Below are 14,074 nucleotides of genomic sequence, written 5' to 3' on the forward strand. Positions count from 1 at the left end.
TAACTAAAACAAATATGGCGATGAAAAAAATTCTGTTTGCAACGCTACTGGCAACAAGCGTTGTTGCAAACGGTGCCGAAAACTTTGTTGTTGAAGACATTCAAATTGATGGGTTGCAGCGCGTTGCGCTGGGAGCTGCATTACTTAAGATGCCAGTGCGCATTGGTGATACGGTTGATAGCCAAGATGTGTCGGATATTATTAAAGCTTTGTATGCATCTGGCAATTTTGAAGATATCAAAGTCTTGCGTGACGGTAACCAGCTATTGGTTCAGGTTAAAGAGCGACCAACGATTGCGAATATTTCGTTTTCTGGCAACAAGGCCATTAAAGAAGAGCAATTACAGCAAAACCTTGACGCATCGGGTATTCGAGTGGGTGAGGCTTTGGACCGCACCACGCTGTCAAACATCGAAAAAGGGCTGGAAGATTTCTACTATAGTGTTGGTAAGTACAACGCAACTGTAAAAGCAGTCGTAACCCCTCTTCCTCGCAATCGTTCTGACTTGAAATTCGTCTTCTCTGAGGGTGTGTCAGCAAAAATCCAACAAATCAATTTTATCGGTAACAAAGTCTTTACTGATGATGAGTTGTTGAGTCGCTTCAATCTTAATGTCGACGTCGCTTGGTGGAATTTTCTTTCTGATGATAAATATCAGAAACAAGTCTTAGCGGGAGACATTGAAGCGCTTAAGTCGTACTACTTGGACCGTGGTTATCTCAAATTTAAAGTGGACTCTACACAAGTTTCGATTTCTCCGGATAAGAAAGGTGTGTATATCACCTTGGCAGTTGACGAAGGGCTTCCGTACAGTGTTAAAGATGTCAAATTTCGCGGTGAGTTGATTGGCAAAGAAGCCGAATTTGAAGCTTTGGTTCCGTTTGAAGACGGTGATGTTTACAACGGTTCTCAAGTCACAAGCTTGGAAGAAGGCGTTAAACGAGTTCTGGGGGAAGCTGGTTACGCTTATCCTCAAGTGCGTACTATTCCTGAATTTGATGACGAAACTCAGCAAGTATCTTTAGTCGTAAACGTTGAAGCGGGTAAACGTATCTATGTACGCGATATTCGCTTTGTTGGCAATAATGCTACTAAAGATGAAGTGCTGCGCCGGGAAATGCGTCAAATGGAGGGCAGTTGGCTCAACTCTAAATCAATTGAAACAGGTAAAAAACGTCTCAATCGCCTTGGTTATTTTGAAACTGTCGACGTTCAGACTGTACGTGTGCCAGGTAGTGAAGACCAAGTTGATCTTGTTTACAATGTTAAAGAAGCCAACTCGGGTAGCGTCAACTTTGGTATCGGCTATGGTACTGAATCAGGTGTGAGCTTCCAGGTTGGTTTGCAACAAGATAACTTCCTAGGCTCAGGCAATCGCGTTGGTGTCAGTGCAATGATGAATGACTACCAAAAGAATGTCAGCCTTGATTATCGAGACCCATACTGGAACCTAGATGGTGTTAGCTTAGGTGGTAAGGTGTTCTACAACACGTTTGAAGCATCTGAAGCGGGCATTGTTGACTATACCAATGAAAGTTATGGTACTAGCCTGACATGGGGGTTCCCAGTCAACGAATTAAATAACATCGAATTTGGCATTGGTTATACGCACAATAAGATCGGTAATGTCCCTAACTATGATCAGGCACAATTGTTTGCCCAAAGTATTGGCCAACCTGAAGGTGATATTGTAACCAATGATTTTGACCTGAATGTTTCGTGGACTCGAAACAATCTAAACCGAGGCTTTTTCCCGACGGCGGGGAACTATCAGCGAGCGTCTGCTAAAGCAACGATCCCGAGTTCTGATGCACAGTACTTTAAGCTTCAATATGAAGTACGACAGTATGTTCCAATTACTAAAAAGCATGAATTTACATTATTGATGCGCGGTCGTTTGGGCTACGGAAATGGTTACGGTAAAACGGATGGTAACGACAATCTATACCCATTCTACGAAAACTATTATGCGGGTGGTTTCACCTCATTACGTGGTTTCCGTTCTAACTCAGCCGGTCCAAAAGCAGTGTATACAACCAACAGTGGAAGCTGCGGAAATAATGGCTGTGTGAGTGCAACCGATGACTCTGTGGGTGGTAATGCGATTGCTCTGGCGAGTATGGAGTTAATTGTACCGACTCCATTCGCTTCAGATGAAGCACGTAGCCAGATCCGAACCAGCCTATTTGTCGATGCCGCGAGTGTGTGGGATACAGAGTTTAATTACAACTCAGCTTACCAAGGTACTCGATACTACGAGGATTACTCGGATCCAACCAACTATCGTGCGTCCTACGGTGCTGCTCTACAGTGGATGTCGCCAATGGGGCCTTTGGTGTTCTCAATTGCCAAACCAATTGAAATTTATGAAGGTGATGACGAAGAATTCTTCACTTTCACAATCGGCAGAACCTTCTAAATATTTACAGAGGAAAATACAGTGAACAAAATGATTAAAGCGGCTGGTCTTAGCCTTGTTGTAATGTCGTCTTCATTCTTTGCTAATGCAGCAGAAGCGGCGCAAAAAATTGGCTATATCAATACAGCTCAAGTTTTCCAAGCACTTCCTCAACGCGAAGTCGTACTGCAAAAAATGCAGGAAGAGTTCAAAGATAAAGCGGGTGAGCTAAAATCTATTCAGGCTGAAGCTAAAACAAAAATTGAAAAGTTGCAACGCGATGGCGAGTTACTAGGACCAGAAGAAGTTGAAAAGCTACGTGTTGAAGTTGCTCAGCTTGATAGCAAATACAAAATCAAAGCTCAGGCCCTAGAAAAAGCTTCAGCTCGTCGCGAAGCGCAAGAAAAACAGAAACTGTTCAAAGTAATTCAGGAAGCGGTAAAGAAAGTCGCTGAAAAAGAAGGCTATGACATGATTGTTGATATTCAGACCATGCAATACGGTAAGCCAGAATACAACATCTCTGAACAAGTTATTAACTCACTGAAATAATTGGCTATGACAGCAATCACACTAGCCGAACTGGCTTCAATTACTGGCGGGGAATTACATGGTGACGCCGATGCAGTCGTAACCATGGTAGCGCCTATGGACAGAGCGAAGGAAGGTCATGTGACCTTCTTATCTAATCCTAAATACGCTAAGCATCTTGGTGACTGTCAGGCGACTGTCATTATGGTCAAGGAAGCGCAGCGAGAGTTGTGCGCTGGTCATGTGCTGGTAGTTGACGATCCTTACATCGCTTTTGCCAAAGTGACACAAGCTTTGGACACCACGCCGCTCCCAGCCTATGAAATAGCGCCATCTGCGGTGATCTCTGATAATGTTCAGCTTGGCAACAATGTTTCTATTGGCGCTAACGCCGTGATTGAGTCGGGTGTTCAATTAGCTGACAACGTTGTGATTGGCGCTGGCTGCTTTATCGGTAAAAATGCCCAAATTGGTGCAAATACCAAATTGTGGTCCAATATCAGTATCTATCATGATGTAATGATTGGTTCTGATTGCCTTATCCAAGCGAACACAGTGATTGGCGCTGACGGATTTGGGTATGCGAATGACAAAGGTGAGTGGGTTAAAATCCCTCAACTGGGTACGGTGCGCATTGGCAATCGTGTTGAAATTGGCGCTTGTACAACGATAGATCGGGGTGCTTTAGACGATACTGTGATTGAAGACAATGTGATCATCGACAACCAAATGCAGATTGCTCATAACGTACACATCGGATATGGTTCAGCTCTAGCTGGTGGTACGATTATTGCCGGCAGCACTACAATCGGCAAATACTGTATTATTGGTGGTGGTACTGTTATCAATGGCCATATCGAAATTGCCGATGGCGTTACTATTACCGGTATGGGAATGGTCATGCGCGGCATTAAAGAAAAGGGCATGTACTCTTCTGGCATCCCACTGCAGCCAAATAAAGAGTGGCGTAAGACCGCGACTCGTGTTCATCGAATTGATGAGATGAACAAGCGTCTTAAAGCGGTTGAAAAACTGCTGGAGCAGGGTGAAGACACTTAGTCTGATTGTGAATAAAAAGACTCGCGATGTGCGGGTCTTTTTTTCTGACTGATTATGTGGACTCAATACAACAACATCGCAGTGCGTGCTTAGCATATTGAGATGACTTGGGTATAATGCCCGCCAGTTAATTTAGCATTCAAGATAGGAACATGACTTTGACTACTGAAAACAAAACGATGAACATCACTGAGATCCAAGAACTGTTACCCCATCGCTACCCATTTTTGCTTATCGATCGTGTTATCGATTTCCAAGAAGAAAAATACCTTAAGGCGATCAAAAACGTTTCAGTGAATGAGCCTCAGTTTACAGGTCATTTTCCTCAACTGCCGGTTTTTCCGGGTGTTCTTATCTTAGAAGCGATGGCTCAGGCTACGGGGCTTCTAGCATTTAAATCGTTTGGTGCGCCTTCTGACAACGAGCTCTACTATTTTGCAAGCGTTGACGGTGCGAAATTCCGCAAGCCAGTCACGCCAGGCGATCAACTGGTTATTGAAGTAGAATTCATTAAAGAGCGTCGTGGTATTGCAGCGTTTAACGGTGTTGCGAAAGTAGATGGCGACGTGGTGTGTTCTGCAGAGCTTAAGTGTGCTCGTCGAGAGTTTTGATATGATTCATGAAACCGCTCAGGTGCATCCTTCTTCAGTGATTGAAGGAGATGTGAAAATTGCCGCTAACGTGACTGTTGGTCCTTTTACTTACATTTCAGGCAAAGTTGAAATTGGTGAAGGTACAGAAATTATGTCGCATGTGGTGATTAAAGGCCATACCACGATTGGTAGAGATAACCGTATTTTCCCGCATGCCGTGATTGGTGAAGAAAACCAAGATAAGAAGTATGGTGGGGAAGATACAACCGTCGTTATTGGCGACCGCAATGTGATTCGCGAAGCGGTGCAGATCCATCGTGGTACTGTTCAAGACAAAGCGACCACAGTCATTGGTGATGACAATTTACTGTGTGTGAATGCACACATTGCTCACGATGTGATTGTTGGCAACCATACTCACGTCGGCAACAATGCTATCTTAGGTGGGCATGTGACGGTTGAAGATCATGCTGGTGTGATGGCTTTATCTGCCATTCATCCCTTCTGTAAAGTAGGTGCATTTAGCTATATTGGTGGTTGTTCAGCGGTTGTAAAAGATGTGCCGCCATACGTGCTTGCTCAAGGTAACCATGCGACACCTTTTGGGTTAAATCTGGTGGGCTTGCAGCGTAATGGTTTTGAAAAGAGCGAATTGCGCGCATTACGCAACGCTTATAAAGAATTCTACCGAGCGGGTAAAACACAGGCAGAGGCCAAAGAAGTATTGTTAGAAATGGCGCAACAATGGCCATCCATAAAGCACTTTATTGATTTTGTAGAAAGTTCAGAGCGTGGCGTTATTCGCTAACTGTCACTGAACCCAAATTGAAAAGATCGCGGCCCTAGGTTGCGGTCTTTTTGTGTTTTTGAGGTTAGGGATTATGGACAATAAAAAACCACTTCGCGTTGGTATCATTGCAGGGGAGTTGTCTGGTGATACTTTAGGTGAAGGTTTTATCAAAGCCGTTAAACAACAGTATCCAGACGCAGAGTTCGTCGGAATTGGTGGCCCGAAAATGATCGCTCAGGGCTGTGAGTCTCTGTTTGATATGGAAGAGCTCGCAGTTATGGGGCTCGTGGAAGTGCTAGGCAGGCTCTCTCGTTTACTGAAAGTCAAAGCGGAGTTAGTTCGCTATTTCACCGAAAACCCACCGGATGTCTTTGTCGGCATTGATGCTCCAGACTTTAACCTGCGTCTTGAACTTGACCTAAAAAAAGCGGGAATCAAAACCGTGCATTATGTCAGCCCCTCTGTTTGGGCATGGCGTCAGAAACGTATTTTTAAGATCGAAGCGGCTACCAATTTGGTGCTGGCTTTTCTGCCATTTGAAAAAGCGTTTTATGATCACTATCAGGTACCATGCGAATTTATTGGCCATACTTTAGCCGATGCGATTCCTCTGGAGTCTCCAAAAGCACCGGCCCGTGAGCTGCTAGGTCTTGAGCAGAATAAAAAGTGGCTTGCAGTCCTACCGGGGAGTCGTGGTAGTGAGTTAAAAATGCTTGCTGGTCCCTTTATTGAAACATGTCGACGTTTGCACCAGAAACATCCAGATTTAGGTTTTGTTGTCGCGCTGGTCAACCAAAAACGCCGTGAGCAATTTGAGCAAACTTGGCAAGAACTGGCTCCCGAATTAGATTTCAAATTGGTCAATGATACTGCCCGAAATGTGATCACTGCATCTGATGCGGTAATGCTGGCATCGGGTACAGTGGCATTGGAGTGTATGTTGATTAAGCGACCAATGGTGGTGGGTTACCGGGTGAATGCTGTGACTGCGTTTATTGCTCGCCAAATGCTCAAGACGAAATACGTTTCTTTACCCAATATTCTGGCTGATCAAGAACTGGTCAAAGAGTTGTTGCAAGAAGACTGCACGCCTGAAAAACTAGAGAGCGAAGTTGAAAAACTACTCGGCGAGCAAGGGCAGTGCATGATCGAGAAGTTTACAGAAATGCATCACTGGATTCGAAAAGATGCAGATAAACAAGCTGCCAGTGCTGTATTGAAGTTGATAGGTAAATAGTCATCATGACAAAAGAAAAAAAAGAACTGCCACCATTTGAGTACCCTCTAGGGTATCGATTGATTGCCGGTGTGGATGAAGTAGGGCGTGGCCCACTGGTCGGTGATGTGGTGACTGCGGCCGTTATCTTGGATCCCAGCAATCCCATCGAAGGTCTCAATGACTCGAAAAAATTAACCGAGAAGAAGAGGCTTGCATTGCTGCCAGAGATTAAAGAGAAAGCACTCGCTTGGTCTGTCGGGCGCTGCTCTGCGGAGGAAATTGATCAGCTCAATATTCTCCAAGCAACCATGGTCGCGATGCAACGAGCGATTGAAGGGCTGGATGTGAAACCGGACTTTGCACTCATCGATGGAAATCGCGTACCTCAGCTCAATATGGATGCTCAGGCAGTGGTTAAAGGTGATATGCGCGTCGCAGAGATCAGTGCTGCCTCGATTATTGCTAAAGTGGTGCGAGATCAAGAGATGGAAGAACTCGACAAGCTTCATCCTCAATTTGGTTTTGCAAAGCACAAAGGCTATCCAACCAAAGCCCATTTTGAGGCCATTGAGCAACACGGTGTGATTGAACAGCATCGTAAGAGCTTCAAGCCAGTCAAAAAAGCGTTGGGTTTAGATTAGAAACCCTCACTGACTGGGGTATATCTAAGATTTTATATCACGTAAAATACCCCAGTAATCTCTCCGAATAAGCAAAACTGCGGAATCATTGATGTCAGATCCTAAATTTATTCACCTAAAAGTTCACAGTGACTTTTCCATGGTCGATGGCCTATCGAAAGTGCCTCCTTTGGTTAAGAAAGTGGCTGAAATGGGAATGCCAGCTATGGCATTAACTGATTTCACCAACTTATGTGGTTTGGTGAAGTTTTATGGAACAGCTCATGGATGTGGCGTGAAGCCAATTATTGGCGCTGATTTTGCGATGCAGTCAGAAGAGTTTGGTGAAGAGTTGACTAAACTCACTGTTCTGGCAGCAGACAATGAGGGGTATAAAAACTTAACCTTGCTGATCTCCAAAGCGTATCTGCGTGGTCATGTTCAGCATCAACCTGTCATCGATAAACAATGGCTAGCTGAGCTATCGGCAGGGCTTATTGTTCTATCAGGGGCAAAAAGTGGAGAGATTGGTAAAGCGTTACTGAAGGGGAACCATAAAGTTGCTCAAAACTGCGCTGATTTTTACCATCAACACTTTGCAGACCGATTTTTCCTAGAACTGACGCGTACCGGGCGAGCAGATGAAGAAACTTATCTTCACTTTGCCTTGGACTTTGCAGAGAAAGAGCAGCTGCCTGTTGTCGCCACTAACGACGTCGTGATTCTAGATGAAACGACGTTCGAGGCACATGAGATTCGTGTGGCAATTCATGACGGTTACACGCTAGAAGATCCTCGCCGCCCTAAAAACTACAGTGCTCAGCAATATTTACGTAGCGAAGAAGAGATGTGCGAGTTGTTCGCCGATATCCCCGAAGCGCTGGAAAATAGTGTTGAAATTGCTAAGCGTTGTAATGTGACGGTACGTTTGGGCGAGTACTTCTTGCCTGCATTCCCGACAGAGGGAATGGAGGAAACCGAATTTCTGGTCAAAAAGTCAGAGGAAGGCCTTGAAGAACGCTTGGAATTTCTGTTTCCCGACGAAGAAGAGCGAGCGAAGCGACGTCCTGAGTACGATGAGCGTCTAAAAATCGAATTGGAAGTTATCAATAATATGGGCTTCCCAGGCTACTTCCTGATCGTAATGGAGTTCATTCAGTGGTCGAAGGATAATGATATTCCTGTTGGGCCTGGGCGTGGTTCGGGTGCTGGTTCGTTAGTGGCTTATGCGTTGCAAATTACCGACCTTGACCCGCTGGAATACGATCTGCTCTTCGAGCGATTCCTCAACCCAGAACGTGTCTCCATGCCCGACTTCGATGTCGACTTCTGTATGGACAAGCGTGACCAAGTAATTGACCACGTTGCAGAAATGTATGGCCGTGATGCGGTTTCCCAGATCATCACTTTCGGTACTATGGCGGCGAAAGCGGTAATCCGCGACGTAGGACGTGTACTAGGCCACCCGTTTGGTTTCGTTGATCGTATTTCAAAGCTGGTGCCGCCTGATCCGGGAATGACTCTGGAAAAGGCATTCAAAGCAGAACCAGCGCTACCTGAATTGTACGAAGCTGACGAAGAAGTGAAAGAGCTTATCGATATGTGTCGCATCCTTGAAGGGTGTACACGTAACGCCGGTAAGCACGCGGGTGGTGTAGTAATTTCACCCACCACCATTACTGATTTCGCGCCGATTTATGCTGACTCGGAAGGTCACTTCCCGGTTACTCAGTTCGATAAGAACGACGTAGAAACTGCTGGTCTGGTCAAGTTTGACTTCTTAGGTCTACGTACTCTAACCATCATCGACTGGGCTCTTGGTTTGATTAATCCACGTCTTGAGCGTGAAGGCAAAGATCCCGTTCGCATCGAATCGATTCCACTCGATGATGCGGCATCATTCCGTTTGCTACAAAACTCGGAAACCACCGCGGTATTCCAGCTTGAATCGCGCGGCATGAAAGAGTTGATCAAGCGCCTGCAACCGGACTGTTTTGAAGATATCATCGCATTAGTGGCACTGTTCCGTCCGGGTCCGTTGCAGTCGGGCATGGTAGATAACTTTATCGACCGTAAGCATGGCCGAGAAGCAATCTCATATCCAGATGAAAAGTGGCAACATGAATCGCTGAAAGAAATCCTCGATCCAACTTACGGCATTATCCTCTATCAGGAGCAGGTAATGCAGATCGCACAGGTACTGTCTGGCTACACCCTTGGTGGCGCGGACATGCTTCGTCGTGCGATGGGTAAGAAAAAGCCGGAAGAAATGGCCAAGCAGCGTGCGACCTTCGAAGACGGTGCGGTAAAGAACGGCGTCGACGGCGAGTTGGCGATGAAAATCTTCGACTTGGTAGAAAAGTTTGCTGGCTACGGCTTTAACAAATCACACTCAGCCGCTTATGCACTGGTGTCTTACCAAACGCTGTGGCTGAAGATGCATTACCCAGCCGAGTTCATGGCAGCAGTAATGACCGCCGATATGGACAATACCGAAAAAGTGGTCGGCCTGGTAGATGAATGTTTCCGTATGAAGCTCAAGGTACTTCCGCCGGATATCAACGCTGGTTTATACCGTTTTAACGTCGATGAAAATGGTGCGATCGTCTACGGTATTGGAGCGATCAAGGGAGTTGGTGAAGGCCCGATTGAAGCCATTCTACAAGCGCGCAACAAAGATGGTCACTTTAAAGACTTGTTCGATTTCTGTGCTCGTATTGACCTTAAGAAAGTGAACAAGCGTGTGATAGAGAAGCTTATTTACGCAGGCGCTCTTGACCGACTTGGCCCTCACCGCGCAGCGATGATGGCATCACTTAATGATGCGGTAAAAGCCGCCAGCCAATACCATCAAGCGGAAGCGTTTGGTCAAAGTGACCTGTTTGGTGTTCTGACTGAAGCACCAGAAGAAGTTGAACACAAATATACCAAGGTACCTGCTTGGCCAGAAAAAGTTTGGCTGGAAGGAGAACGTGATACACTTGGCTTATATTTGACCGGACACCCAATAAATGCCTACATAAAGGAACTTGGTAAGTACACCAGTTGTCGACTAAAAGATGCGACACCAACAAGACGTGATCAGAGTGTCACGGTTGCTGGTCTGGTTATTGCGGCTCGAGTGATGACAACCAAGCGTGGTACTCGTATCGGTATCATGACCTTGGATGACCGTAGTGGTCGTATGGAAGTTATGTTGTTCTCCGATGCGCTTGAACGCTACGCTGAATTGCTCGAACAAGACAAAATTTTGGTCGTTTCTGGACAGGTCAGCTTTGATGATTTCAATGGTGGTCTTAAAATGTCCGCGCGCGAGGTTATGGATCTCGGCACGGCGCGTGAAAAATACGCCCGTGGCTTATCGGTGTCCATTGAACAATCTCAAATTGATGATCAATTTTTTGAGCGCTTTAGTAAGATACTAGAGCCTTACAAGGCAGGAACGGTTCCTGTCCATATATATTACCAACGCAGCGACGCGCGAGCGCGCTTAACGTTAGGTACCGAATGGCGTGTGACGCCTAGTGACGAATTAATAGACAATTTGAAACAACTGCTTGGTAAGAGCCAGGTAGAACTCGAATTTAACTAAGTTCGGCAGTCGAATGCCGAATCAGAAAGGATCTATAGATGAGCCTGAACTTTTTAGAATTTGAAAAGCCTATTGCAGAACTTGAAGCTAAGATTGAAGCACTTCGTAGTGTTTCTCGTCACGGTGGTGACTCTGGCGTTGATCTGGACAAAGAGATCGAACAATTAGAAAAGAAAAGCTTAGAATTAAAGAAAAAAACCTTCAGCGATCTGGGGGCATGGGAAACAGCTCAGATGGCTCGTCACCCACTGCGCCCATACACACTAGATTACATTGAGCATGTCTTTACAGAGTTCGAAGAGTTAGCAGGGGATCGTGCTTACGCAGATGACAAAGCGATTGTTGGTGGTATGGCTCGTCTTGATGGTCGTCCAGTAATGATTATTGGCCATCAGAAAGGTCGTGAAACGAAAGAGAAAGTGAAACGTAACTTTGGTATGCCAAAGCCGGAAGGTTACCGTAAAGCGCTTCGCTTAATGGAAACGGCTGAGCGCTTCAACATGCCAATCATAACTTTCATTGATACTGCAGGTGCGTATCCAGGAGTTGGTGCTGAAGAACGCGGCCAATCTGAAGCTATCGCGAAAAATCTGAAAGTAATGGCAGGTCTTAAAGTGCCAGTTATTTGTAACGTGGTAGGTGAAGGTGGTTCTGGTGGTGCACTGGCGATTGGTGTAGGTGACTACGTGAACATGCTGCAATACTCGACTTATTCTGTTATCTCACCTGAAGGCTGTGCTTCAATCCTTTGGCGCGATTCAGATAAAGCACCACAAGCTGCGGAAGCGATGGGACTGATTGCTCCACGTTTGAAAGAGCTGGAACTTATCGATGAAATCATCGAAGAGCCTCTAGGCGGAGCACATCGTGATCACATCCAAATGGCGGCAAATATGAAAGCGATTTTGGTCAAGCAACTAGATGAGCTGCAACATTTTGACAACGATGCTCTGCTTGAACGCCGTTACCAGCGTTTAATGAGCTACGGTTACTGTTAATCATGCAAGATTAAAAACAAAGGCTGAACTTAGGTTCAGCTTTTTTTGTTATGAGTGGTAAACTAACAGCATTGAAATCTCTCTTCTTTGTGTATGAATTTATATCAGACATTTTCTTCTGTCATTGACCAACACAGGCTGCCTAGCGGTAAGTTAGTGCTAGCTTTGAGTGGTGGTCTGGATTCTAGAGTTCTACTGTCACTAATGGCGAGATACTGCCGTGAGCATCAGCAAGAGGGACTAGTAGTACACGTCCATCATGGTTTAAGCAGTAATGCTGACAATTGGGCCAAGCAGTGTCAGCAATGGTGCTCAGAAGATGGTATTCCTTTTAACCTCGAAAGAGTGACGCTGGAAAAAAACGGAAAAAGCATTGAAGAAAGCGCACGAGAGGCTCGTTATCAGGCTCTAAGTCAGTATGTTTCCAAGGGAGATTTACTACTGACAGGGCAGCATAGCGACGACCAGCTCGAGACATTCTTGCTCGCATTAAAACGTGGCAGTGGGCCTAAAGGGCTATCCGCTATGGCTCAGGCAATGCCTTTGAGTGAAGGGCTACTTGTTCGGCCATTGCTAGCAGTAAGTCGAACAGATGTAAAAGCCTATGCTGTAGCTGAGCAGTTGCAATGGGTTGAAGATGAAAGTAACCAAGACATACGATTTGATCGCAACTTTATTCGTCATCAGGTGACGCCTGTCATTACGCAGCGTTGGCCACATTTCTCTAAGGCTGTGCAACGCAGTGCCGAATTGTGTGCTGAGCAAGAGCAACTTCTTGATCAATTATTGGCTGAGCGCTTAGCACAGGTGTTACATCAAGACGGTAGCCTATGGATTGAGCCTTTACAGAATATGACGCTATTGATGCGCGTTCGGCTGCTCAGGATGTGGCTCGACCATCATCATGTACGCATGCCGAGCCGCGAGCAACTGAAAAAGATGTGGCAGGAAGTGGCTATCAGCCGTCAAGATGCCAATCCTGAACTGTCTATAGCAGGAGGCCAAATCCGCCGCTTTGAACGGCGCTTGTACTTGGTTGAACAGTGGCGAGAGTTGTCTGGCTGGCAGCGGGGTGTCGCCATCGGTACAAGGCTGAACTTGCCAGATTTATTGGGTACCTTATTACTCCAGCCTAGTCATCATGGGCAGCTTTCACTAGCTAAACTTGAAACTGGGCCATTATCCGTTACGTTTGAGCCTCAAGGTTTGAGCGCGAAGCCTACTGATCGCAACCATAGCCGAAAATTGAAAAAATTGTTTCAGGAATATGGAGTGCCAAGTTGGTTGCGGCGCCGTGTACCCATTTTACTGTGTGGAGATCAGGTTGCTGCTGTCGCCGATGTCTTTATTGATCATCACTTTGCAGGCCAAGACTGTGAACTTGTCTGGGACAAGCCAGCCCCATTTGTGTCAAAATTGTATACATAAAAACACACAAATAAAGTGGAATTAATAAGGAAGAGCAATGAAAAAAATCGCGATTGGAATAGTGGTTGGAATGAGTTGGTTTGCTGGGCAAGCAATGGCTGCAGGCGATGTTGCAGCTGGAAAAACAAAAGCGGCGGTATGTGCAGCGTGTCACGGTGCAGATGGTGTCGCTGTTATTCCTGGTTACCCGAACCTAAAAGGCCAAAATGAACAGTACATCGTGACGTCAATTAATGCCTATAAAAACAAAGAGCGCAATGGTGGATTAGCTGCTGTTATGCAGGCACAAGCTGCGATGCTGAGTGACGCGGATATTGCTAATTTAGCGGCCTACTATGCGAGTCTAAAGTAAGGCATCGGCAACAGTGTTTAGCCCGAGTATCATAAGCTCGGGCTTTTTATTGCCTTTTTATCATGGGATAATGAGACAAATTGCTGAAGTTTAAGGGATGAACATGAAAAAAATCGAAGCCATTATTAAGCCATTTAAATTGGATGACGTTCGTGAAGCATTGGCGGAAGTCGGTATCACTGGCATGACGGTTTCTGAAGTGAAAGGCTTTGGTCGTCAGAAAGGGCATACGGAACTGTACCGTGGTGCAGAGTACATGGTGGATTTCTTACCTAAGGTGAAGCTTGAGATTGTTGTGACAGACGATGTGGCAGAGCAATGTGTTGATACCATTGTCGAAACGGCCCAAACCGGTAAAATTGGTGACGGCAAAATCTTTATCACAGATATTGAGCGTATTGTCCGTATTCGTACTGGTGAAGAAGACGAAGACGCAATCTAACCTGATTTTCTTAGAAGAGCCGCAAGGCTCTTTTTTCTTCATGGTAGTGTC

12 protein-coding genes are annotated in these 14,074 nt (G+C 45.7%); all 12 read left to right on the forward strand.

Features of this window, described 5'->3' with window-relative positions; all coding sequences use genetic code 11:
- Positions 1 to 14 precede the first annotated feature (14 nt).
- Positions 15 to 2,420 (forward strand): outer membrane protein assembly factor BamA, encoded by a 2,406-nt coding sequence (bamA, locus tag TW84_RS14265; RefSeq protein ID WP_045976304.1) that lies wholly within the window; start codon positions 15 to 17, stop codon positions 2,418 to 2,420.
- Between the two features lie 30 nt (positions 2,421 to 2,450).
- On the forward strand, positions 2,451 to 2,951 hold the full coding sequence (locus tag TW84_RS14270; RefSeq protein ID WP_084720239.1) for an OmpH family outer membrane protein: 501 nt from the start codon (positions 2,451 to 2,453) through the stop codon (positions 2,949 to 2,951).
- Between the two features lie 6 nt (positions 2,952 to 2,957).
- Positions 2,958 to 3,989: a UDP-3-O-(3-hydroxymyristoyl)glucosamine N-acyltransferase gene (gene lpxD, locus TW84_RS14275; RefSeq protein ID WP_045976306.1), complete on the forward strand. Its 1,032-nt coding sequence runs from the start codon at positions 2,958 to 2,960 to the stop codon at positions 3,987 to 3,989.
- 158 nt (positions 3,990 to 4,147) lie between these two features.
- The gene (fabZ, locus tag TW84_RS14280) at positions 4,148 to 4,600 is read left to right on the forward strand and encodes a 3-hydroxyacyl-ACP dehydratase FabZ (protein WP_045976336.1); all 453 of its coding nucleotides are present in this window, start codon (positions 4,148 to 4,150) and stop codon (positions 4,598 to 4,600) included.
- Position 4,601: 1 nt separating this feature from the next.
- Positions 4,602 to 5,390 (forward strand): acyl-ACP--UDP-N-acetylglucosamine O-acyltransferase, encoded by a 789-nt coding sequence (lpxA, locus tag TW84_RS14285; RefSeq protein WP_045976307.1) that lies wholly within the window; start codon positions 4,602 to 4,604, stop codon positions 5,388 to 5,390.
- A gap of 73 nt (positions 5,391 to 5,463) precedes the next feature.
- Positions 5,464 to 6,609 (forward strand): lipid-A-disaccharide synthase, encoded by a 1,146-nt coding sequence (lpxB, locus tag TW84_RS14290; RefSeq protein ID WP_045976308.1) that lies wholly within the window; start codon positions 5,464 to 5,466, stop codon positions 6,607 to 6,609.
- A 2-nt stretch (positions 6,610 to 6,611) separates the two neighbouring features.
- Positions 6,612 to 7,232 carry a ribonuclease HII gene (gene rnhB / locus TW84_RS14295; RefSeq protein ID WP_205622493.1) on the forward strand — a complete coding sequence of 207 codons (621 nt, stop codon included), beginning with the start codon at positions 6,612 to 6,614 and terminating at the stop codon, positions 7,230 to 7,232.
- 91 nt (positions 7,233 to 7,323) lie between these two features.
- Positions 7,324 to 10,803 carry a DNA polymerase III subunit alpha gene (gene dnaE, locus TW84_RS14300; protein ID WP_045976310.1) on the forward strand — a complete coding sequence of 1,160 codons (3,480 nt, stop codon included), beginning with the start codon at positions 7,324 to 7,326 and terminating at the stop codon, positions 10,801 to 10,803.
- 38 nt (positions 10,804 to 10,841) lie between these two features.
- Positions 10,842 to 11,801, forward strand: a complete 960-nt coding sequence (gene accA / locus TW84_RS14305) for an acetyl-CoA carboxylase carboxyl transferase subunit alpha (protein ID WP_045976311.1) — start codon at positions 10,842 to 10,844, stop codon at positions 11,799 to 11,801.
- 93 nt (positions 11,802 to 11,894) lie between these two features.
- Positions 11,895 to 13,229, forward strand: coding sequence for a tRNA lysidine(34) synthetase TilS (tilS, locus tag TW84_RS14310; RefSeq protein WP_045976312.1), 1,335 nt, complete (start codon positions 11,895 to 11,897; stop codon positions 13,227 to 13,229).
- A 37-nt stretch (positions 13,230 to 13,266) separates the two neighbouring features.
- Positions 13,267 to 13,581 carry a c-type cytochrome gene (locus TW84_RS14315; protein WP_045976313.1) on the forward strand — a complete coding sequence of 105 codons (315 nt, stop codon included), beginning with the start codon at positions 13,267 to 13,269 and terminating at the stop codon, positions 13,579 to 13,581.
- A 103-nt stretch (positions 13,582 to 13,684) separates the two neighbouring features.
- Positions 13,685 to 14,023 (forward strand): nitrogen regulatory protein P-II, encoded by a 339-nt coding sequence (gene glnB, locus TW84_RS14320; protein ID WP_006957894.1) that lies wholly within the window; start codon positions 13,685 to 13,687, stop codon positions 14,021 to 14,023.
- Positions 14,024 to 14,074 lie beyond the last annotated feature (51 nt).

Source organism: Vibrio neptunius, assembly GCF_000967495.1.
GTDB classification, from domain to species: Bacteria; Pseudomonadota; Gammaproteobacteria; order Enterobacterales; family Vibrionaceae; genus Vibrio; species Vibrio neptunius.